The organism is Acidaminococcus fermentans DSM 20731 (assembly GCF_000025305.1).
In the GTDB taxonomy this organism is placed as follows: domain Bacteria; phylum Bacillota; class Negativicutes; order Acidaminococcales; family Acidaminococcaceae; genus Acidaminococcus; species Acidaminococcus fermentans.
Genome location: NC_013740.1, coordinates 103,831 through 125,505, shown reverse-complemented (window position 1 = coordinate 125,505; position 21,675 = coordinate 103,831). Strand labels below are relative to the sequence as shown.

General features: G+C 57.5%; 21 protein-coding genes. 8 read left to right on the top strand and 13 right to left on the bottom strand.

All coding sequences use genetic code 11. The annotated features are described in order from the left end of the window. Positions 1-48 precede the first annotated feature (48 nt). On the top strand, positions 49-1,446 hold the full coding sequence (gene amrA / locus ACFER_RS00560; RefSeq protein WP_012937503.1) for an AmmeMemoRadiSam system protein A: 1,398 nt from the start codon (positions 49-51) through the stop codon (positions 1,444-1,446). Beyond that, the gene (amrS, locus tag ACFER_RS00555; protein WP_012937502.1) at positions 1,443-2,285 is read left to right on the top strand and encodes an AmmeMemoRadiSam system radical SAM enzyme; all 843 of its coding nucleotides are present in this window, start codon (positions 1,443-1,445) and stop codon (positions 2,283-2,285) included. The genes amrA and amrS overlap by 4 nt, the downstream gene beginning before the upstream one ends. A gap of 41 nt (positions 2,286-2,326) precedes the next feature. Here amrS and ACFER_RS00550 read toward each other — a convergent pair whose 3' ends face one another. The 6 genes from ACFER_RS00550 to ACFER_RS00525 all read right to left on the bottom strand — a co-directional run bounded on the left by ACFER_RS00550 (position 2,327) and on the right by ACFER_RS00525 (position 9,897). Continuing rightward, positions 2,327-2,650, bottom strand: a complete 324-nt coding sequence (locus ACFER_RS00550) for a hypothetical protein (RefSeq protein WP_012937501.1) — start codon at positions 2,648-2,650, stop codon at positions 2,327-2,329. A gap of 14 nt (positions 2,651-2,664) precedes the next feature. After that, the gene (locus ACFER_RS00545; RefSeq protein ID WP_012937500.1) at positions 2,665-3,363 is read right to left on the bottom strand and encodes a hypothetical protein; all 699 of its coding nucleotides are present in this window, start codon (positions 3,361-3,363) and stop codon (positions 2,665-2,667) included. A 126-nt stretch (positions 3,364-3,489) separates the two neighbouring features. After that, positions 3,490-4,917 (bottom strand): sensor histidine kinase, encoded by a 1,428-nt coding sequence (locus ACFER_RS00540; protein WP_012937499.1) that lies wholly within the window; start codon positions 4,915-4,917, stop codon positions 3,490-3,492. Beyond that, on the bottom strand, positions 4,901-5,575 hold the full coding sequence (locus tag ACFER_RS00535; RefSeq protein WP_012937498.1) for a response regulator transcription factor: 675 nt from the start codon (positions 5,573-5,575) through the stop codon (positions 4,901-4,903). Before ACFER_RS00535 ends, ACFER_RS00540 begins: the two co-directional genes overlap by 17 nt. A 628-nt stretch (positions 5,576-6,203) precedes the next feature. Further along, positions 6,204-7,526 (bottom strand): CitMHS family transporter, encoded by a 1,323-nt coding sequence (locus ACFER_RS00530; protein ID WP_012937497.1) that lies wholly within the window; start codon positions 7,524-7,526, stop codon positions 6,204-6,206. 82 nt (positions 7,527-7,608) lie between these two features. Then, entirely contained in the window at positions 7,609-9,897 is a 2,289-nt protein-coding gene (locus tag ACFER_RS00525; protein WP_012937496.1) for a hydratase, read from the bottom strand. Positions 9,898-10,255: 358 nt separating this feature from the next. On the opposite strand from ACFER_RS00525, the gene ACFER_RS00520 reads away from it, so the two are divergent. After that, positions 10,256-11,113, top strand: a complete 858-nt coding sequence (locus ACFER_RS00520; RefSeq protein WP_012937495.1) for a LysR family transcriptional regulator — start codon at positions 10,256-10,258, stop codon at positions 11,111-11,113. 108 nt (positions 11,114-11,221) lie between these two features. On the opposite strand, the gene ACFER_RS00515 is transcribed toward ACFER_RS00520, so the two are convergent. Continuing rightward, entirely contained in the window at positions 11,222-11,788 is a 567-nt protein-coding gene (locus ACFER_RS00515) for a flavin reductase family protein (protein ID WP_012937494.1), read from the bottom strand. Positions 11,789-11,920: 132 nt separating this feature from the next. On the opposite strand from ACFER_RS00515, the gene ACFER_RS00510 reads away from it, so the two are divergent. Together ACFER_RS00510 and ACFER_RS00505 are read left to right on the top strand one after the other, a co-directional pair. Continuing rightward, positions 11,921-12,244: a winged helix-turn-helix transcriptional regulator gene (locus ACFER_RS00510; RefSeq protein WP_012937493.1), complete on the top strand. Its 324-nt coding sequence runs from the start codon at positions 11,921-11,923 to the stop codon at positions 12,242-12,244. 121 nt (positions 12,245-12,365) lie between these two features. Beyond that, positions 12,366-13,190, top strand: coding sequence for a type 1 glutamine amidotransferase domain-containing protein (locus ACFER_RS00505; protein ID WP_012937492.1), 825 nt, complete (start codon positions 12,366-12,368; stop codon positions 13,188-13,190). Positions 13,191-13,232: 42 nt separating this feature from the next. Here the strand turns inward: ACFER_RS00505 and ACFER_RS00500 are convergent, their stop codons facing one another. The 5 genes from ACFER_RS00500 to ACFER_RS00480 form a co-directional block, all read right to left on the bottom strand. Next, entirely contained in the window at positions 13,233-13,736 is a 504-nt protein-coding gene (locus ACFER_RS00500; protein ID WP_012937491.1) for a DUF6803 family protein, read from the bottom strand. Positions 13,737-14,076: 340 nt separating this feature from the next. Next, a complete protein-coding gene (locus tag ACFER_RS00495) occupies positions 14,077-15,243 on the bottom strand; it encodes a sensor histidine kinase (protein WP_012937490.1) in 1,167 nt (388 codons plus the stop codon). A gap of 3 nt (positions 15,244-15,246) precedes the next feature. Continuing rightward, positions 15,247-15,963, bottom strand: coding sequence for a response regulator transcription factor (locus tag ACFER_RS00490; protein ID WP_012937489.1), 717 nt, complete (start codon positions 15,961-15,963; stop codon positions 15,247-15,249). Between the two features lie 258 nt (positions 15,964-16,221). Beyond that, complete coding sequence (locus ACFER_RS00485; protein WP_041666065.1) at positions 16,222-16,506, bottom strand: hypothetical protein; 285 nt, start codon at positions 16,504-16,506, stop codon at positions 16,222-16,224. Between the two features lie 392 nt (positions 16,507-16,898). Next, complete coding sequence (locus tag ACFER_RS00480) at positions 16,899-17,801, bottom strand: metal ABC transporter substrate-binding protein (protein WP_012937487.1); 903 nt, start codon at positions 17,799-17,801, stop codon at positions 16,899-16,901. 334 nt (positions 17,802-18,135) lie between these two features. Between ACFER_RS00480 and ACFER_RS00475 the strand changes: the two genes are divergently transcribed. From ACFER_RS00475 to ACFER_RS00465, 3 genes are read left to right on the top strand one after another with little or no spacing between them, the layout of a single operon-like run. Next, the gene (locus ACFER_RS00475; RefSeq protein ID WP_012937486.1) at positions 18,136-18,810 is read left to right on the top strand and encodes a metal ABC transporter ATP-binding protein; all 675 of its coding nucleotides are present in this window, start codon (positions 18,136-18,138) and stop codon (positions 18,808-18,810) included. After that, positions 18,803-19,615 carry a metal ABC transporter permease gene (locus ACFER_RS00470; RefSeq protein WP_012937485.1) on the top strand — a complete coding sequence of 271 codons (813 nt, stop codon included), beginning with the start codon at positions 18,803-18,805 and terminating at the stop codon, positions 19,613-19,615. The genes ACFER_RS00475 and ACFER_RS00470 overlap by 8 nt, the downstream gene beginning before the upstream one ends. Continuing rightward, positions 19,608-20,051: a Fur family transcriptional regulator gene (locus ACFER_RS00465; RefSeq protein ID WP_012937484.1), complete on the top strand. Its 444-nt coding sequence runs from the start codon at positions 19,608-19,610 to the stop codon at positions 20,049-20,051. Before ACFER_RS00470 ends, ACFER_RS00465 begins: the two co-directional genes overlap by 8 nt. 294 nt (positions 20,052-20,345) lie before the next feature. Here ACFER_RS00465 and ACFER_RS00460 read toward each other — a convergent pair whose 3' ends face one another. After that, positions 20,346-21,635: a Na+/H+ antiporter NhaC family protein gene (locus tag ACFER_RS00460; protein WP_012937483.1), complete on the bottom strand. Its 1,290-nt coding sequence runs from the start codon at positions 21,633-21,635 to the stop codon at positions 20,346-20,348. Between the last annotated feature and the right edge of the window lie 40 nt (positions 21,636-21,675).

Sequence of the window (21,675 nt, the reverse complement as noted above, 5' to 3'; positions counted from 1 at the left end):
TGCGGCAGCTTTTTCTGTGCTAAAATAAAGAAAAGAGAGGTGTTTTCTATGACAATCCTTGCTTCTTTTGCAGTCCCCCACCCTCCCATCATCCTGCCGGAAGTGGGACAGGGGGAAGAGGAAAAAATCCGGAAAACCATTGCCGCCTATGATACGGTCATGGAAAAGGCGGCCGGTCTCCAGCCGGATACCCTGATCATCACCAGTCCCCATGGGGAAATGTACATGGATTACTTCCACATCGCCCCAGGCCCAACAGCCCGGGGGGATTTCGCCCAGTTCCGGGCTCCCCAGGTGGAACTGTCCGTCCGGTATGACCGGGACCTGGCGTCCCTGATTGCCGAGGAAGCCCGGGAAGCCGGGATCCCCGCCGGTTTCGAGGGAGAACGGGATCCGGCTCTGGACCACGGTACCATGATCCCCCTGTATTTTTACCGGAAATACGGTTCCCTGGACAAGGTGAAGGTGGTCCGGATCGGCCTGTCCGGCCTGGGCCCCGATGTCCATTATCTCTTCGGCCGGTGCATCCGGGAGGCAGTGGAGAAACTGGGCCGCCGGGCGGTGTTCATCGCCAGCGGGGATCTGTCCCACAAGCTGAAAGAAGACGGTCCTTACGGCTATGTGCCCGAAGGCCCCGTTTTCGACCGGCAGTGTACGGAAGCCCTGGGCCAGGGGGATTTTTTCCGGCTCCTGACCCTGGACCATTCCCTGTGCACCCGGGCCGCGGAATGCGGTCTCCGGTCTTTCTGGATCATGGCCGGCGCCTGGGACGGGATGAATGTGAAAGCCCGTCTCCTGTCCTATGAAGGCCCCTTCGGCGTGGGCTACGGGGTGGCCGCCTTCCTGCCGGGAGCGCCGGATCCCGGGAGAAAATTCCTGTCACCCCTGCTGGCCGCTGAAAAAAAGCAACGGGAGGAACGGGTCGCCCGGGAGGATCCCTATGTGAAACTGGCCCGGCTGGCGGTGGAAACGTATGTAAAAGACCGGGAGATTCCTTCCCTGCCGGAGGGACTGCCGCCGGAAATGCTCTCCGCCCGGGCAGGGGCCTTTGTGTCCCTCCATCTCCGGGACCAGCTCCGGGGCTGTATCGGCACCTTCCTGCCCACCCGGAACAACCTGGCGGAAGAAATCCTCCGGAACGGGATCTCCGCCGCCACCCGGGATCCCCGGTTCCCGCCGGTCCGTCCGGAAGAACTGCCCTATCTGGAATACAATGTGGATGTGCTCACCACCCCGGAACCCGTTTCCGGACCGGAACAGCTTGATCCCCGGAAGTACGGTGTCATTGTGAAAAGCGCCCAGGACGAACGGAGAGGCCTTCTGCTGCCCGATCTGGACGGGGTGGATACCGTTGGTGACCAGATTGCCATCGCCCGTCAGAAAGGAAATATCGCGGTCACAGAGCCAGTCCAGTTGTTCCGGTTCCAGGTGGTGAGACACAGATGACGGCCCCGGAGAAAATCCTTACCTGCTCCCTTTGCCCCCACCGCTGCCGGCTGGCCCCCGGGCAGACCGGTTTCTGCCGGGCCCGGACCAACCGGGAAGGAACCATCTGCCCAGACAATTACGGTTTCCTCACCTCCCTGGCCCTGGACCCCATAGAGAAAAAGCCCCTCCGCCGGTTCCATCCCGGCAGCCAGATCCTGTCCCTGGGCAGCTGGGGCTGCAGTTTCCGCTGCCCCTTCTGCCAGAACGCCTCCATTGCCCAGGCCGGTGCGGAAACGGCCCGGCTTCGGCTGGACCCGGAACAGCTGCAGGCCCTGGCCCTGGAATCCCGGGAAAAGGCCGGCAGCATCGGAGTGGCCTTTACCTACAACGAGCCCCTGGTGGGGTACGAATACGTCCGGGATTGTGCCCGGCTGCTGAAAAGCCATGGTCTTGCCACTGTCCTGGTGACCAACGGCTTCCTCTGCCGGGAACCCTGGGAAAAACTCCTGCCCCTGGTGGATGCCGCCAACATCGACCTGAAGGGCTTTACCCCGGAATTCTACCGGTGGGTCGGGGGAGACCTGGACACGGTGAAGACCAATATCCGGCTGGCCGTGGAAGCCGGCTGCCATGTGGAAGTGACCACCCTGGTGATCCCCGGGAAAAATGACGGAGAGGAAGATATGAAAAAAGAGGCCCAGTGGCTGGCCTCCCTGTCCCCGGAACTTCCCCTGCACATTTCCCGGTATTTCCCCCGCTGGCACCTGGATCTGCCCCCCACCCCGGTGGAAACCGTGTACCATCTGGCCGCCCTGGCCAGAAAGTGGCTAAAGTTCGTGTATGAGGGGAATTGCTGAAAAAAGGGGGTGTGAAAAAATAGCTTTCACCCCCCCCTTTTTCACCATCTGTGTGCCCTCTCCTGCCGGTGTTCTTTCCGGATTTCCGCGTGTTTCTTTCTTTCCTCAGCCCGGTGCTTTCTTGCTTCGGCCCGTTCTTTCCGGACTTCCTTCCGGTGCTGGACCGCCTTTTTATGCCGTTCCAGCCTTACCTGATGGACTTCCCGGGGAGTGGGCGGGGTGGCGGCTTCCGCTTTGCTGCTCATCAGGGCACTGCCTCCCAGCACCAGGGTTATCCCCAGCAGGAACAGGCTGGTGATCTTTTTGAACCGGTGGATCATGGATTCATAGGGTTTTGCCATGGCATAAGTTACGATTTTCGTCATGTTGATTGCCCCCTTTACCCCAGCAGCTGCTGGATGGGATTCAGTTTGTGGACCCGGCCATGGAGTACCTGTCCGTTTTGGGCATCCACCAGGAACTGGTAGCTCATGCCGTCTTTTTCACACCGGGCCAGGTACACTCCATGGAAGATGCCGGCAGGAGCTGCCTTGGCCATTTCCGGACGGCTGCCTTCCAGTTTCCGGGGCGTGGCCCCGGTCCGGCCATCCGGCCCTTCTTTCCGTTCCTCCGGCTGTCCGGGCAGCCGGCCTTCCGGCTGTTTTTCCGGCTTTTGCCGGCTGTTCTCTTCCTTGGTTCCCCGCAGGTTTTCCTTCCGTTCCTTCTTCCCCGGCTTTGGGTCCCAGGGCTTTCCTTCTCCCGGCTTCCGGTCATCCAGGGTGATGCTCTGGAACGTAATATTGGATACATCGGTCTCCAGGGTACTGGCAATATTTTCCTTCACTGCGTCAATAGAAGCCAGAGAGAGGTTCTTCTGAGCCGCCAGATTCTGGAGCATTTTCGTCCGGGCCTGGGCTTCCTGACTCCGGGCTTCCGCCCGGGCCCTGTGCAGGGCAAACTTGCCGCCGCCTGCCGCCACTGCCAGGACCAGCAGACATCCAGCCCCTTTTTTCAGCCGCTGAGGGGTGATCTGTTTCCTGCCCCAATGCACGGCTCCTTTGAGCCAGGCCTTCCCCTGTTCCATTTTTTCCTTATCCATGACAATCCCTCCTCAGCGGGAATCCTCATTCCCTGTTTGATGGCTCCAGTATATAAGGAGAAAATGAAGTGAAAATGAAAGAAAACGGAAGAATTGTGAACTGTATTTCACAAATCTTCCGTTTTTTCATGGTTTCCTGGCAGCAGGGAGCTGCAGGAAGAAGGTGCTCCCCTTCCCCACCTGGCTTTCCGCCCCTGCCCGGCCTTGCATCAGCCTGGCCCCCGCAGCCACAAAGGAGAGGCCCAGCCCCAGGCCCATGTTCTGCTTCTTGTTCCGGGACGGGTCCGCCTGGTACAGCCGGTCCCAGATTTTTTCCAGTTCTTCCGGAAGGAGCCCGTTCCCATCGTCGGTCACGGACAGCCGGACCCCGCCCTCCCGGGATTCCAGGCGCACTCCGATCCGGCTCCGGGTGAATTTCAGGGCATTGTCCAGGTAATTGCTCAGGATCCGGGTCAGCAGGGCTTCATCCCCCAGCACCTGAAGATCCGGCTGGACGGCGGTTTTCCATTGGAAATTCCCTGCCTGGGGCAGTTTCTGATAATCTTCCAGGGTTTCCTGCACCAGCCGGCTCAGATCCACAGGGACCAGATCCAGATGTTTCCGGTTCCCCAGCCGGGACAGTTCCAGCAGCTGGTTGATCAGCCGGCTCATCCGCCGGGACTGCTGGAAGATGTGCCGGAATTCCTCCCGGGCTTCCTCCAGATTGTCCGTATAGTCCTTGCCGAATTCACTTTCCGCCATGATCACCGCCGTAGGAGTCCGCAGCTCATGGGATACATCGGAGGTGAACCGTTTTTCCCGTTCCAGCAGTTCTTCGATCTGTCCCAGCATCCAGTTGAAGGTCCGGCCCATCTGATGGATCTCATCCCGGCTGTCATCCAGGGGAATCCGCTGGGACAGGTCCCCGGTCTCCCCAATGGCCCGGGCTGCCTCACTGATGGCCTGGACCGGAGCAAAGCTCCGTTTGATGATCCGGTAGCCTCCCAGGGTCACCAGCACCAGGAACAGAGGGAGGGCAATCAGGGCCCCCAACAGCAGCACCCGGTAATACCGGGAATACACCGTATCGGCCAGATAGCCCCGGATAAAGGGCCCCGGCCCCCGGAAGGTTCCGGCCCGGATCTTCTGTTCATCCGGCCGCAGGGGCAGATCGAAATAATGATAGGGAACTCCCTGGATGACCAGCGCCTGGGGCCCCCGGCCGAACACCGGCTGCATCCCCCGGGGAGCCTCTTCCGGTTCTGCCCCTTCCAGAAGTTCCCCCCGATGGGTCTGGAGGGAAAGGTACACATTGTCGTCAAAGGACCGGAACTTTCCTTTTTTCCCCGTGTACCGATCCCCGGCTTTTTCCACCGCCTTGATCAGGGTCCGTCCGGCAGCCCGTTTTTCGTAATCCACCCCCATTTTCAGGATCACACCGGTGAACAGCACCAGGATGATGGACAAAAACAGGGTGTACCACAGGGTGACCCGGAGGGAGACCGGCAGGTTCTTCAGCCGTTTCCACCCCTGCTGCAGCCGGCGACCCAGGACCATCCTACACTTTGAGCACATAGCCGGTCCCCCGTACCGTGTGGAGCAGCTTGGGTTCAAAATCCCTGTCGATTTTCTTCCGCAGGGTCTTGATGTACACATCCACCATATTGGAATATCCTTCATAAGAAAAATCCCAGGCATGTTCCAGGATCTGTTCCCGGGAAAGCACCGTTCCCTGGTTCCGCAGGAGATAATCCAGCACGGAGAATTCCTTGGGGGTCAGGGCAATTTCCTGCCCGCCCCGGGTCACCTGATGGGTCCGGGTGTCCAGGGTCAGATCCGCCAGGGTCAGCCGGGTCCGGGCGGTCTGCTGGGCATTGCTCCGCCGGAGCAGGCTGCGGATCCGGGCCAGCAGTTCATCGAATTCAAAGGGCTTTACCAGATAATCGTCCCCGCCGCTGTCCAGGCCGGTGACCTTGTCCTGGGTGCTGTCCAGGGCCGTCAGGAACAGGACCGGCACCCGGCTGCCTCCGTCCCGGAGCTTTTTCACAAGGGTCAGTCCGTCCATTTCCGGCATCATGATATCCACGATCAGCAGATCATATTCCGCCGCATCCAGATAGTCCAGTGCTTCCTTTCCGTTAAAAGCGCAGTCCACCGAATAAGCTTCGATTTTCAGCCGTTTGGCAATGATTTTATTCAGCGTGGGTTCATCTTCCACCACCAGGATTTTCATGCGTCATCCCTCCCTACTTGTACATTGTACAGGATACCAGGGGAAAATGAAACGCCGGTGAAAGGAATGGGAAGAAGAAAACTCTTTGCGTTTTAAATTAGCGTTAACTAAGTAATGGTATTTTACCATATTCTCGCATTTTCCCTTGCTTTTTTCAAAAATCAGCGTACAATATTCCACGAGGAAAAGAAACAGGGGTGAAAAATCCAAAAATATTTTTCGAAAAAAGCTTGCATCCTTACTGGATCTATGCTAGAATAACTCCTGTAAGTAAAGACTAACCGCATTGTCTTTATTTTTTTCAAGACTAATGGTTAGCATTTCCTAACCATTAGTCACTCCCCTTGCTGATTGTCGTTGAAAGCCTTTCTGACCGATGGTTTTCAGCTGATTGTCATACAGGGACCTTCGGGATGTGTGCCCCGGCGGTCCCTTCCCTCTTCTGGAGAAACCTTCACTCCTCCGATTTCTCCAGCCCCAACTTTTTTATTGTCAACCTTCAAAACAAAACCGGCGGCAGAGAAGCGCAGCTCTGCCGCCGGTTTTGTTTGTGGGCTGTTGCGTATGCAACAGCCTTTCTGTCAAAAAAGATAAGGTCTGCTGCAATAAACAGCAGACCTTATCTTGTTTACATCTGGAACACACCCAGGATACCGGCAGCAAACACGGTGATGATGCTGAGGATCCACAGATAGGGAGCGGAGAATTTCAGCTGGTCCTTCAGGGATACCCCGGCCATCCCGATCAGCAGCCAGGTTGTGGCGTTGTGGGGAGTGACCATGATGCAGAAGTCCTTCCCGATCAGCATGCTCATGGCGATGTCGTGAGCGGCCACACCGAACTTTTCAGCCACCCCGATGCACAGGGGCATGAAGCCGAAGAAGAAGGAGTCGGTGCCCAGCATCATGCCGAAAGGCACGGACAGGCAGCCCATGACGGTGGCCAGTTTGGGCCCCAGGGCGTTGGGCATGATGTTGATCAGGATGTTGGCCATGCTCTTCATCATCCCGGTGCCGTTCAGGATCCCCAGGAAGATACCGGTGGTCAGCAGGATCATGGGAGTCAGCAGGGCAGCGGAGGCGTGGCGTTTCACCGCATTGGCCTGTTCCTTGGAAGACCGGAAGTTGATGATCAGAGCGGCAGCCAGACCGATCATGAAGGCGCCGTACAGCGGAATCTTGGTGAAGCACATGAGCAGGATGACCACCAGGGTGACCAGCCAGTTGATCCACACCAGTTTGGGCCGTTTCAGGCTGGGATCAGCCGGAGCATCGTTCCCGGCCATGCTCATGTCTTCCGTCAGTTCAGCGGCTTTCCCGGTGGGGTTCAGGCCGGCGCCCCGTTTCTTTTCCAGGAGCCCCATGTAGACACAGAAACCCAGGACGATCAGGATCCCCACACCCTGGAGGGGCAGCAGTTCATGCCACAGGATGCTGGCGTCGGTTTTCAGGATAATGGCGGTACGGGCCACAGGGCCTCCCCAGGGCGTCAGGTTCATGATACTGATGGCGGCGGAAATGATGCAGCACAGCACCACGGGACGGATGTGGAGTTTTTTGTACAGAGGCAGCATGGCAGGGACGGTGATCAGGCAGGTCCCGGCGGTGGTGCCGTCCAGGTGGGCGATGGTGGCGATGATCCCGGTGGCAATGGTCACCAGGACGATGTTGTTCCCGGCTTTCTTTGCCAGGAAGTTCATCAGAGGATCGAACATGCCCACATCATTCATCAAAGCAAAATAAACAATGGAGAACAGGAACAGGATGGCGGTGGACATGGTGGTGCCCACGCCTTTTTTGATGAAGGCGAAGACTTCCGCCGGAGCAAAACCGCAGAGCAGGGCAATAATAATGGGGAATGCCACGAAAATGGGGATGGCATTCATTTTGGAGGAGATCAGACAGTAGACCACCAATCCGATCAGGACAAAACCAGCAATACCTAACAACATTTTTTTCTCCTTTCTGCCAGGAAGGCCGGGAAGAGAAGAGCGCGGCCCGTCTCCTCTTCCCCCTTCTCAAGGGCGGCAGATCTTATTTTTTGCTGCCTGCGTAGTAATTGATCAGACAGCCTGCAGCCAGGATCTCTTTCTGGGAAGGTTCCACTGCACCCAGGTGCAGGGCGATTTCTCCCACTTTCTTTCCGTCCCGGACAATGAAGCCTTTGTATTCATCCGTATCTCCCAGGAGGATTTCCCGAACATTGGGGACATAGACCAGGTCTCCCACTGCCAGTTTCCGGGAATCGTCATAAGAGGTCAGGAAGGGCAGCATCCCCCAGTTCATCACATTGCTCCGATACCGTTTGGTGGCATATTCCAGGGCAATGTTGGCGGCGCCTCCCAGCACCCGCTGACAGGAAGCGGCCTGTTCCCGTGCGGAACCGTCACCGGGTTTGTTGGCATAGACCACGGAACCTACAGATGTATTTTTCTTCATCTGGTCAGCCGATTCCTGCAAACCCAGAGCATTTTTTACGGAATCATACATATTGTTCAGTTCTTCACAGTTTTCCCCTTCCTGCCGGGCTTTTTCCAGGGTCCGGACGGCTTTGGCCCGACCCACATATTCCGGCACCTTCCGGCTCAGGGCAAATTCACTGAGGGCATAGGGGTCGCTCCGGTAGGAAGAAGTTTCCCCGGAGGGGATCAGTTCATCGGTGGTGGTCACCGGATCATCGATCCAGGCAGCCACTTTCAGCAGCACATTTTCATTGAGTTTTTCAATGGAAGGCCAGGGTTTGATGGAAGGACCGTACACCAGCTCTTCTTTTTTGTCCGGCTGACCGATCCCGTCGAAAACCTTGTGGTCATAGGGCAGGCTGTCGTAATGGTAGGCGGGCACGCTGTCGTCGTATTCCACCTCCGTGGCCGGAGTCAGCGCCCCATGGTTGGCTGCGGTGGCAGCCACGCTCCGGGCATCCATCAGGGCCACGGAAGCGATCTGTCCCTTGCCGGGCTTGCTCCCTTCCCGGTTGGGGAAGTTCCGGGTGGTGTGCCGTACACTGAAGCCCTTGTTGTTGGGAGTATCCCCGGCCCCGAAGCAGGGACCGCAGAATGCGGACCGGACCACGGCACCGGCATCCATCAGATCTGCCAGGGCGCCATTGCGCATCAGTTCCATGTAGATGGGATGGCTGGAAGGATACACACTGAAGGCAAACCGTTCATTGCCGATGCTCCTGCCCTTCAGGATGTGAGCCGCCGCCACCAGGTTTTCGTACAGACCGCCGGAGCAGCCGGCGATCAGACCCTGGTCACAGTGCATCTTCCCGTCATAGTACTTGTCCGCCAGACCCAGGGACAACTCCTTGTTGTCCAGCATATCCACCGCCTGCTTTTCGATTTCTTCCAGCAGGTCCCGGCCCCCTTCGTTCAGCTCTTTGATGGTGTACACATGGCTGGGATGGAAGGGCATGGCGATCATGGATTCCACTTTGTCCAGATCCACCACCACGGCTCCGTCATAGTATGCCAGATCGCCGGGTTTCATTTCCCGGTAGGCTTCCGGGCGGCGGTGAAGTTCCAGGTAGTCCTTCACGGTGGTGTCCGTGGACCAGATGGTGGTCAGGCAGGTGGTTTCCGTGGTCATCACATCGATGCCGTTCCGGAAGTCCATGGACAGCCCTGCAATGCCGGGGCCCATGAATTCCATCACCTTGTTCTTCACAAAGCCGTTTTTGAACACGGCCTTTTCAATGGCCAGGGCCACATCCTGGGGCCCCACCCCATGACGGGGCTTCCCTTTCAGATAAATGGCGATCACCTGGGGCCGCTGGACATCATAGGTATGGCCCAGGAGCTGTTTCACCAGTTCCGGTCCCCCTTCCCCGATGGCCATGGTCCCGAAGGCGCCGTACCGGGTGTGGCTGTCGGAGCCCAGGATCATTTTCCCGCCGCCGGCCATTTTTTCCCGCATATATTCATGGATGACTGCCATATGGGGCGGCACATACTGACCGCCGAACCGTTTCACCGCAGACAGCCCGAAAACGTGGTCGTCCTCGTTGATGGTGCCCCCTACGGCAGCCAGGCTGTTGTGGCAGTTGGTCAGGATGTAGGGAACGGGGAAATGGTCCAGGCCGCTGGCGATGGCCGTCTGGATGATTCCCACATAGGTAATGTCGTGGCTGGTCAGGGCATCGAATTTCAGATGGAGATCGTCCATCCCTTCGCCCTGCTGATGGGCTTTCAGCACCTGATAGGCCAGGGTCTTCCGGGTACCCCCGTCCCTGTCAGCCTTGACACCCTGGGCGGCCAGTTCTGCCTCCGTCAGCAGCTGTCCGTCCCTGTAATAAACTCCCTCATGGATCAGTTCAACCATAATTGTTTGTCCCTCCTGCTTTGATTCAGATCAGATGGTTCACTTCTGCACAGCCCTATCATAGAATTTTCCGTGAAATAACACAAATACGTGTTTTCTTGTATCTGTCATCAGATTTTTCTATGGTTTTGTTTCTTCTCCTGCTCCGGACAGGAAAAAGGACGGCGTTCCTGTCCGCCGTCCTTTTTCCCTTGCTGGTTTCCTGAGAGGATGGACCGTTCCCCCCACAGGGGGCTGCCCGGGGTCCGCTCTCTGTTTTCAGTGTACCGTTTCTTTCCGAAAAAAACAAATAGGTTTTTTCGGGGTTTTGCGATAAAATATTTCTATCTTTCAACACCCATCCTGTAAGGAGGTTTCCATGGACAACAAAGACATCCTGCTGCTGAAAACCCTGTACGAGGAAAAGAACATCACCCATACCGCCAAGCGGCTGTTCCTGTCCCAGCCCGCGCTCACGGACCGGCTGAAACGGCTGGAGGCGGAATTCGGCTGTACCCTGTTCCTCCGCCAGCCCCGGGGCATCCAGTTCACTTCAGAAGGAGAACTGCTGTACCGGTTCTTCCTCCAGATGGAATCCTCCTACCAGAAGATCCGGGACAGCCTGTCCGACGCCCGGATCCATCCGGCAGGGACCCTTTCCATCGCCTGCTCCAACGTATTTGCCAAATACCACATGCCCCGGATCCTGACTCAGTTCCGGAAAATCTACCCCCGGATCGAGATCCACATGAAAAGCGGCTTCAGCCATGACCGGTACCGGGATTTCCTGGAGGGAAAGTACCATATCTGCATTGTCCGGGGGGACCACAACTGGAACGAGGAAAAACGGCTCCTGTGGCAGGATCCCCTCTGCGCCTTCAGCCGGGAGCCCCTGAACATGGACCTGCTGCCCAGCTATCCCTACATCCACTATGTGACCGATCCCCTGCTCCAGAACGTGCTGGATGACTGGTGGTACGCTCATTACCGGAAGCCCCCCCTCACCATCATCGAAACCGATGCCATGGATACCTGCCTGAAGATGGTCCAGGAAGGACTGGGGTTTACCCTGCTCTCCCGGAGCTGCGGCCAGGATACCCCCCGGATCACCCCCACCGTGCTCACCACCCTGGAAGGGAAGCCCCTGCTCCGGGAAACCTGGATGTTCTACCGGAAAAATTACCGCCACCTGGCCAGTGTCCGGGCCTTTGTGGAGTTTATGGAGGAGAAGTACTAAGGGGGCGGCGCAAGCGCAGCCCCAGTCAACGGTCAGCTGTCAACGGTCAACGGCCGATGGAAGGGGGTGTGAAAAAATCACACCCCCTGGAAAGGAAACGATACAACTCTACCGCCGGACCTGGAATTCCCGTCCAATCTGCCAGCACCGGCCGGCCACATCCCCGGTTTCCAGATAGAGGGCATTGCGGAACTCGAACAGGATGGGCCGCATTTTGGCATAATCCGGTTTGTTCCGTTCGTTCAGATACCGTTCCTCCACATAGGTGTGGACTGGTTCCAGGATATAATTGTTGAACTGTCCCACCTCCACTTTCCGGATAACCCGGCAGGTCATCACCAGGGGGGCATTGTCCGGAATGGGCGCCCCTTCCACCTCGTCGAAATGATGGGGGAACACCTGGGACTTGTCTTCCTGGGCGCCTTTGTGCAGGCCGCAGTAATCGGCCGCCGCCAGGATGTCCCGGTTCACCAGGCTGACGGATACCGTCCCGTTGGTTTCGATTCCCCGTACGGAAAATTCGTGGGCCTTATCCACACTGATCAGGAACCGGGTATGCTCCACCACGCCCACATGGGCCACCGGCAGCCAGTTCACCCGTCCTTCCGCCACAGTTCCCACGATGGTTACCGGGGTAGGATACAGCCCCATCACCGCACCGATATCTTTTTGCATATGTTTTTCCTCCTGTTTTCTTGTTTTTTGGAATTGACTGTGCTAATATTATCTCCAATCTATCCAGACCACAAGAATGCACTTTTTTGTATGATACTATCTTTTTAGAAACTATAAAGAGGTCCCATGCCCATGAACGAAAAGAAATACAACTGTCCGGTAGAAGCGGCCCTGAGTCAGCTGGGGGGAAAATACAAAGCCATCATCCTGTACTACCTGATGACGGAATCCGTGCTCCGTTTCAGCCAGCTCCAGCGCCACATCCCCCGGGCCACCGCCAAGATGCTCACCCAGCAGCTGCGGGAACTGGAAGGGGATGGACTGATCCACCGCACCGTCTATCCGGTGGTCCCGCCCAAAACCGAATATACCCTCACAGACCGGGGAGAATCCCTCCGTCCCATCATCATGGCTATCTGCAACTGGGGCCGGGAATACATGGCCGGCACTTTTTAACAGACAGTTCCCTTTGGGGTACTAAAGAACCAAAAAGTGCGTACTTCCCAAAAGAGCCCCTATTTCCTAAAATGTAGACAACATGAACAACAGGAGCTGATACCATGAAGCGTTTTTCAGAATGATACTGACTGCCATGCTGGCTCTGCCCCTGGGTGCACTGTCCGCCCAGGCAGCCCCGGTCAAAGGCCGGATCCTGGTGATTGCCTCCAGTGAGGGAACCCTGGAGCTGGCCAATCACACCCGGATGTCCACCGGATTCTTCCTGAACGAACTGGCCGTCCCCACAGAATACCTGGCCCAAAAAGGCTGGGAAATCGTCCTGGCCACCCCGGAAGGGAAGGATCCCATTATGGACCAGGGATCCAATGACAAAAAATTTTTCCAGGACAAAGAAACTGAACGGGCCCGGGCGGAAGCCTTCGTCAACGGCCTGAAGCCCATTTCCTTCCAGCAGGCCATCCAGGGCGGACTGGACCGGTATGATGCCCTGTTCATTCCCGGTGGCCATGCCCCCATGGGCAGCCTGATGGAAAATCAGGACCTGGGGACCATCCTGAAGGATTTCCACGCCAAAGAGAAGCCCACTGCCTTGATCTGCCACGGGCCGGCTGCTGCCCTGGCAGCCCTGCCGGATCCCGCCGGCTACCGGAAAGCTCTGGTGGATCGGGACGTAAGGAGTGTCCTTGCCCTGGGCAAGGGCTGGATCTACGAGGGCTATGCCATGACCGCTCTTTCTGATGCGGAAGAATGGCCCGGTGAAGTGGCCAAAGGAACGGAAATGCCCTTCCATCTGGAACAGGCTCTCCAGCTGGCCGGTGGAAAGATCCAGGTCCAGGGCATAAACCAGAGCCATGTGGTCAAAGACCGGGAACTGATCACCGGACAGAATCCGGCCTCCGATCTGGAACTGGCCAAAGCACTGGAAAAAGCATTGAAGAAATGAAAATGAGGGTGCTGCACGTCCTGTGCAGCACCCCCTCTTTTCTTACATATGTCCCATATGATCCATCTGGTGCATCTGCGCCGGCATGGGCTGCCAGCCGGTGATGGTGGGATCCACCATGCCGAACACCATGGCCACATGGCTGACCACCAGGAATCCGATCAAAAGGCCGAAATGCCGCAGGGTCCGCTGCTGTTCCGTCAGGTGCTTCCCGGTGACCCCCATTTCCATCAGGGCAATGGCTCCCAGGGGAACAATCCCCAGCAGATAGGCCACGATGGCCAGCTGATCCGCCCAGCCCTTCCAGTGGATCCCGGGCACCACGTTCACCAGGAGATACAGCACCACCAGGGCAAAATACACCCCGGCGGCAATTCCCAGCCGGTGGTTCCAGGCCTTCCAGCCAGCCGCCTTGCCGTTGTAATAAGTGGTATAGAATTCTGTAGCCACCAGGGATTCCGCCAGCACCACCGGGATCACCATAAAGAGGATCAGGTTCCAGGGCTGGTTGGCCGCCAAAAGATCCATATAATTCGTCATAACCATTGCACATCGCTCCTCCATTGGGTTTGTTTCATTTCATACTTGTATTATAGGAATACAATATGCAGATGGTGGGAAGGAAATGTGAAGAAAATATGAAGGGGTGTTGAAAATCAATTTTACAAATTTATTTTCAATCAGCATAAACCGTAGGGGGCGCAGGCCCGGCGCCCCGCAAAACACGTGGTCAACTGCTGATTTGGCGGGCGACCGGGCCTGTCGCCCCTACAGGAACGATTTATATAACGGCTACCGTTGTTCAACGCCAGCTTTGCTGGCCTCCTTTGGCCGTCGACCGTTGACAGTTGACAGTTGACGGGGCTGTTGCTCATGCAACAGCCCCCTATACCTCCACCACAAACTCCGCCCCGCCCTGGGGCCGGTTCCTGGCTTCTATATGCCCGCCCTGTGCTTCCACGAAGCTTTTGGCCAGGGACAGCCCGATGCCGCTGCCCCCGGAGGCCCGGTTCCGGGATTTCTCCCCCCGATAGAACTGTTCGAACACATGGGGCAGATCTTCCGGCGGGATCCCCGGCCCTTCATCGGCAATGGTCAGCCGCACCTTTTCCCCTGCCCCTTCCGTTTTCAGCAGGATGGCCGTCCCCGGGGTGGTATACCGGATGGCGTTGGTGATCAGGTTGTACAGGATCTGGTTCATCCGGTCCGGATCCAGCTGCCGTACCGGCAGATCCGGAGCCAGTTCCTTCTTAAAATGGAGTTTTTTCTCCTCCAGCAGGGGTTCCAGCATTTCTGCCGACCGTTCCGTCTTTTCCCCCAGATCCACCGGCTGGAGATGGAGTTCCAGCTGATGGACCTGGGCCAGGGACAGGTCCCGCAGATCCCCCACCAGCCGGGTCAGCCGCATGACTTCCTCCTGCATGGAAAACAGTTTGTCCGGCTCCGGCTGTTCCACCCCGTCCAGCATGCTTTCCAGATGGCCCTGGAGCACCGCCAGAGGCGTTTTCAGCTCGTGGGCGATATTGGCCAGCAACTCCTGTCGGTTGCTTTCGTTGGCGGCCAGTTCCGCGGACATCTGGTTGAACACGGAAGCCAGCTGGCCCACTTCATCCCCGGTTTCCACCGGCACCTCCTGCTTCAGTTCCCCCTGGCGAATTTTTTCCGCCGCCTGGGAGAGCTGCCGCAGGGGCCGGGTGATGTTCCCGGACAGGAAGTAACTCACTACCAGCCCGATTCCGGCGAACAGGAACCCGATCCACCACAGGGATTTATGGTAGGATTCCACAAAAGTCCGTTCCGCCGCTCCCATCATCATCCGGCGGCGCATGCCTCCCATACCCATGCCGCCGCCCATCATGCCCCTTCCCATGCCCAGTCCCTGACCGCAGTTTTCTCCCCCCTGCTGCCCGGCCAGGGCGGAGGGATCCTGGAGATACTGGAAAAAGTGGGTCTCCATCTGCTGGTTGCAGATGGCAATGACGATCAGGGCGCAGACCAGGATCAGCAGAAAAGTGCTGAGCATCATCTTGTTCCGCACGCTGTGAAAATGCATGACTCATCCTCCGAATTTGTAGCCGATGCCGTACACCGTCAGGATGTACCGGGGATTTTTCGTATCCGGCTCGATTTTCCGCCGCAGGTTCCGGATATGGGCATCAATGGTCCGTTCATACCCGTCAAAGGCAAATCCATGGCTGTTTTCCATTAATTGGAGCCGGTTGTACACATGACCAGGGCTTTTCATAAGGACTTCCAGCAGATTGAATTCAATGGGGGTCAGTTCAATGGGCTTCCAGCCGTCCCCCTCTTCCTTCCGCCGGAGGATATGCCGGTCCAGATCCAGTTCCAGAGTCCCGGCCCGGATCACCGTTTCCGGGGCTCCTTCCTTCTGCTGCCCGTAAGCCCCGTAGGTCCGCCGGAGCAGGGCCCGGACCCGGGCCACCAGTTCCCGCATGCTGAAAGGCTTGGTCACATAATCATCCGCCCCCAGTTCCAGTCCCATGAGCCGGTCGAATTCCGCATCCCGGGCGGTGAGCATGATAATGGGGACGGTACTGTCCTGCCGGATGGTCCGGCACACGTCCCGGCCGTCGATTTTGGGCAGCATCAGGTCCAGCACCAGCAACTGGGGCTGCTCCTTCCGGAAGATCCGCAGGGCTTCCTCCCCGTCCCGGGCAGCCAGCACCGTAAATTGTTCCTTTGTGAAGTAGTTGACCAGAAGATCCAGCAGCTTGGGATCATCGTCCACCAGCAATACAGAGTAGTTGTCCATAAGCGCCTCCTTGCTGGGAACATTATATAAAAAGGGGGTGTTGCTGTGCAACACCCCCTTTTCAGGTCACGGGTCTCGAGCCGTGAGTCGCGGGCTTGCTGGTGCAGCCCGAAAAACTGGCTATACAGGTTTCATCCGATTGGGTCTCATCATCGTATAGAAATATAGAAGAAAGACAAACGACTTGAACGTCCAGTCCCGCGACCTGCGACTCGCGGCCTGCGACCGGGAGTGTGAATTCTTTCACACCCCGCTTTTTCAGCTCTGCTGCCCCTGTCCCTGGCCGTCGTCGCCCCAGCAGGGGGGCTGTTGGCCCTGGTTCCAGCAACCTCCCCGGCCCCGTCGTCCACCTCTCCAGTGCCGTCCATTCTGGTTGTAATAAGGACATCCAACCTGGTTGTCCAAAGCTTGTACAACCGACTGATTTCCCCCCGCCGCTTCTGCTGCATGAGCCGGGGTCACAGAAAACAACCGAGGCCCCGCCATGCTGCCTGCCGCAAAGAACGCCGCTGCCACTGCCAGAGTCTTGAATTTTGCCGTCATGATGGATCATCCTTTCTTCCTTGTCCAGGTTGGTTTGGTTTGTTCTTTTCTTTGTCTTTATTATACCGGTTCCTCATGCATAAACTGTTGGAAAAATATGAAGAAAATGTGAAGGGGGTTGTTGCACGGAACGTGCAGCATACACTTTCTTGTCAGCAGTCATCAGCCGTTGGAAATCAATTTTTGCAAATTGATTTTGAACCGCATAAACCGTAGGGAGCGCAGGTCCGGCGCCCCGCATAACATACGGACAAACGGTTATTTGGCGGGCGGCCGGGCCTGCCGCCCCTACGGGAACACGATTGATACAACCGTTACCGTTGTTCAAAACCAGCTTTGCTGGCCTCCTTTGGCCGCTGACCGTTGACAGGGCGTTGCTCCTGCAGCCCCCCCTACTTCAAACTCTCATAAATCCGCGCCAGGTTCTCTTCCATCTGCTGCAGATAGTTCCCTTCCCCTTCTCCCCCTTCCAGGGTATGGATGGGCACCACTTTCGCCCCCACTTCCCTGGCCAGGGCCTGGCTGGTCTTGGGGCTGACCGCTGCTTCCGTGAAGATGGTGTTCACCTGGTGTTCCCGGCAGTATTCCACCAGTTTGGCCAGCTGCCGGGCATTGGGTTCCCCGGAGGCAAAGACCCCTTCCACGCTGTTCTGTTCCAGCCCGAAATCCCGGCACAGGTAGGCAAAGGCCGCATGACCGGTGACGAAATCTTTCCGGGGAACGGACTGGAATTTTTCTTTGTAGGTTTTTTCCAGCTGCCGCAGCCGTCCGATGAATTTTTCCCCATTGGCCTGGTAATAGGCCGCATTGTCCGGATCCGCCTGGGACAGCCCCCGGACAATGGCCGCTGCTTCCACCTGGGCACAGGAGGGGCTCAGCCAGGCATGGGGATCATACTGGCCGTGTTCCCGGATCTCCTCCGCGTCTTCATTGGCAATGGGGGCCACATCCCGGGCTGCCGTAACCTGGACCAGACCGGGGTTTTCCGCCGCTTTCACCATATCTTCCGCCCAGGGTTCCATTCCCAGCCCCTGGAGCACCAGTACCCGGGCCCGGCTCAGATCCTTCATGCTCCGGGTGGTGGGCTGGAATTCATGGGGTTCCGTCCCTTCCGGGATCAGGGTGGTCACCGCCACCTTGTCCCCCCCAATGGCTTCCGTGATTTCCTTCATGGCATAAAAGCTGGCCACCACCGGCAGCCTGCCTTCCGCCGTTTTGGCCGGGGCCTTTTTCCCGCCGCACCCGGCAAAAAGAGTCAAAAGCCCCGCCAACAGCAACAATACAATCCGTTTCATCGATCCATTCCTTTCCTTTTGCCTATCCCTGTAATGGGTACGGACCTGCAGGAGCTCCGCGCCGGGGAGCCCGCAGGATCCACAGACCACCGGCACAATGCCAGGCGGCCGGGCCTGCCGCCCCTGCGGATCCGACTCACACATTCAAAAATTATGCCTGCAAATTTACCCATCGGCCATTGACAATTGACCGTTGACAGGCTGTTGCCAGGCAACTGCCTACATGCAAACCATTTGCATTTTCGCGAAAGATATCATATCATATAGAGTACCGTCCGTCAACAAACGCAAATCATTTGCATTTGCGCCATCATACCAGAAAGAGGTCAATACCATGCTTCAGATTTCTCATCTGTCCTTTGCCTATGAGCAGGGACCTTACCTTCTCCATGACCTGTCCATGGAAATCCATGACGGGGACTATGTGGCCATTGTGGGAGAAAACGGCAGCGGCAAAAGCACCCTGGTGAAGCTGATCCTGGGTCTCCTGACACCCAGCAGCGGAACCATTTCCACCACCTTCCGCCGGCCCGCCTACGTGCCCCAGCCCACGGACATGGTCAACAAACAGTTCCCCATTACCGTCCGGGAAGTGCTGGACTACACCCGGCAGGTCCTCCGGATCAAAGACCGGGAGGCCACGGACCGGGCCCTGGCCAAAATGCACATCGAACCCCTCCAGGACCATCTGATTGGAGCCCTTTCCGGAGGCCAGTACCAGAAAGTGATGATTGCCAAAGCCCTGCTGGGAAAACCGGATCTGATGATCTTCGACGAGCCCTCCACCGGCATGGATCTGAAAAGCCAGGATGATCTCTATCCCCTGATCCACCAGCTGAACGAAACCCAGGGCATTACGGTGGTGACCGTGGAACACAATCTCCGGTACGCCGCCCACAATGCTTCCAGCTTCTTCCATGTGGTCCGGGGCCAGGGCCATTTCTGCACCCCCCAGGAATATATCCGGGAATATCTGGCGGAAAACGGAGGTGACTGCGCCCATGTTTGAGTATGCGTTTATGCGGAATGCCCTGGCGGTATCCCTGCTGATTTCCCTGATCTGTCCCCTGATCGGTACCTTCCTGGTGCTCCGGCGCTATTCCATGATCGGAGATGCCCTGAGCCACGCCTCCCTGGCCGGGGTGGCCACCGGGCTCCTGTTCCATGCCAACCCCATCCTCAGTGCTTTCTGCCTGACTTCCTTCTTCGGTCTCCTCATTGAAGTGCTCCGGGAAAAATTCCGCCGGTATGCGGAACTGACCCTGGTGATTGTCCTGTCCCTGTCCGTGGGCATTGCCATTACCATCATCAGTTCCGGTCTGGTCCATGCCAATGTGGATTCCTTCCTGTTCGGCAGCATCCTCACCGTCAGCCAGGGGGAAGTGACCACCGTGGCCATCCTTACCGTGATCTCCCTGCTGGCCATTTTCGGCCTGTTCCCCCAACTGGTGCTCCTGTCCTTTGACGAAGACGGCGCCCGGATCCTGGGAGTGAAAGCCCGGGCCATCAACTACGTGTTCTCCATCCTGGTGGCCGCCACCATTTCCGTTTCCATCCGGATCGTGGGGATCCTGGTGATCAGTTCCCTGATCGCTCTGCCGGTGGCCACCGCCCTCCAGCTCCATCAGGGCTTCAAAAAGACCATGGCCCTGGCGGTCCTGTTCAGCTTCCTGGACGTAATGGCCGGTCTGGTGGTCTCCTATTACCTGGGTGCAGCGCCAGGCGGGATCACCGCCATCGTTTCCGTCGTGCTGCTCCTGCTGGTGCTGCTGTTCCAGTCCCGGAGCCAGAAACGGCAGGTGCGCCATGGATAAGAAGGGATCCCCCCTGGATGCCCGGCAGCTGATCCGCCGGGCCGGGCTGAAATGCACCCAGGCCCGGCTCCAGGTGCTGGCCATGCTCCTGGACCAGCGGGAAGTGCTCAGTGCCGATGAAATCTACCAGAAACTGCTCCAGACAGGGGCCACCCTGAATTTTTCCACGGTGTACCGGATCCTGGAAAGTTTCACGGAAAAGAAGCTGACGGAAAAGGTCCTGCTGCCCCAGAGCCGGAAATACGGGTTCCTGCTGTACACCCTCAGCCATACCCATCATCTGATTTGCCTGGGCTGCCACAAAGTAGTGAACATCGACGGCTGCCCCCTCCACGGCTTCGAGGAAGATCTGGCCCAAAAGACCCATTTCGAAATCGTGGGCCATTATCTGGAACTGTACGGATATTGTGAGGAATGCAGGAAAAAGGCGCTGTGAAAAAATCATCCACAGCGCCTTTATTTCGCTTGCGTCAGCTGGCTTCCATCGGCTAGTGACTAGAGACTAGTGACTAGTGACTAGTGACGGGGTGTGAAAAAGCATTTTTTCACACCCCCTTTTTGGGGAAGTTGCGGGTCGAGGTCGCGAGCCCGGACGTGCAAGCCGTTTGTTATTTTCCTATAGGATGATCAAACAAAATCCACTGCAATCTGCAAAACGGATTTTCGATCTGCACCAATAAGCCCGCGGCTCATGGCCCGCAACTCTCGACCCAAAAGCCGTTCTGCCGCTTTATGCGGCAGAACGGCTTTTTACCAGCCCCCACACCGGCAGCAGGAACAGATATACGGCCAGGGCGATGGAGGTATGGGGCGCCCCGGTAGTGTCCAGGATGGTAGCGCAGGCAATGGACCAGGGGATCAGGGGTGAAATCACCACCGCCGTGTTTTCCAGGTCCAGGGCCAGCTGCTCCCGGTCCTGCACAAAGGAACTGCACAGCTGATGGGTCAGCACGATGCTCAGGGTCTGGTTGCAGGACACCATTCCGGTGAACAGGGCCGCCAGGATAATGGACAGATAGGTCCCCACCTTTTTCTTCAGGTGCTGGAACAGGCTCTCGATGCCCTTCAGCAGCCCGGTGCCCTTAAAGATACCCCCGAAGGAAGCGGACAGACACACAATGGAAGCCACCCGGACCATGGACGTGATGCCGCCCCCGCTGAGCATGCCGGAATATTCCGGATCGGACAGATGGTACCCGGTGACCAGGATCTTCAGCAGATGCCACCAGGGCCAGCCCTGGACAAAATGGCACAGGGCCAGGGCGCAGACAATGCTCACCGCCATATTCTTCTTGACGGATACCCGGAAAAAGCTCAGGGTCAGGATGCTGACGGCCGGCAGCACCAGCCAGGGGGTGAAATTGTAGATGTCATAGAGCCCGCTGACCATGGCCCCCACCTGTCCGATGCCGGGCAGCCACAGTCCCAGCACCAGATAGAACAGGCTGGCCAGCCCGAAGGGCACCAGGGTGAACCGGGCCATGTTCCCGATATTCCGGTAAATGTCCGTTCCGGTGAGCACGCTGACCAGCAGGGCACTGGTGGAAACCGGGGACATCCGATCCCCAAAATAGGTGCCGGACAGGATGGCCCCTCCGCTGTACAGGGGAGAGATTCCCAGTGTCTCCCCAATGGACAGGGTGATCACCCCCATGGTGGCCGCCGTGCCAAAAGATGTGCCCAGCAGGAAGGAAACAGCGCAGTTCAGCCAGAAGGTCAGCAGCAGGAACACCGATGGACGGATGAACCGGACTGCCAGGGCGATGATGTAGCCGATGGTGCCGGAAGCCCGCCATGCGGCGGTGAGCATGCCGATCAGGATGAACACCAGGAAAATGGTCTTTACCGACAGGACCCCCTGCCAGGCCATTTTCAGCACCGCTCCGAAGGAGTGTCCCCGGTACAGCCCGTACCCGAAGAACAGCAGGAATCCCAGGGCCAGCGCCCCCAGAAGAGGCAGCCCCGTAAAAATAAAGAAAAAGAGAATGAGGCAGAACGCCCCCAGGATAAGATTTTCCATAACTTGTGATAACTCCATAAATAAGATGCGGTCAACGGTC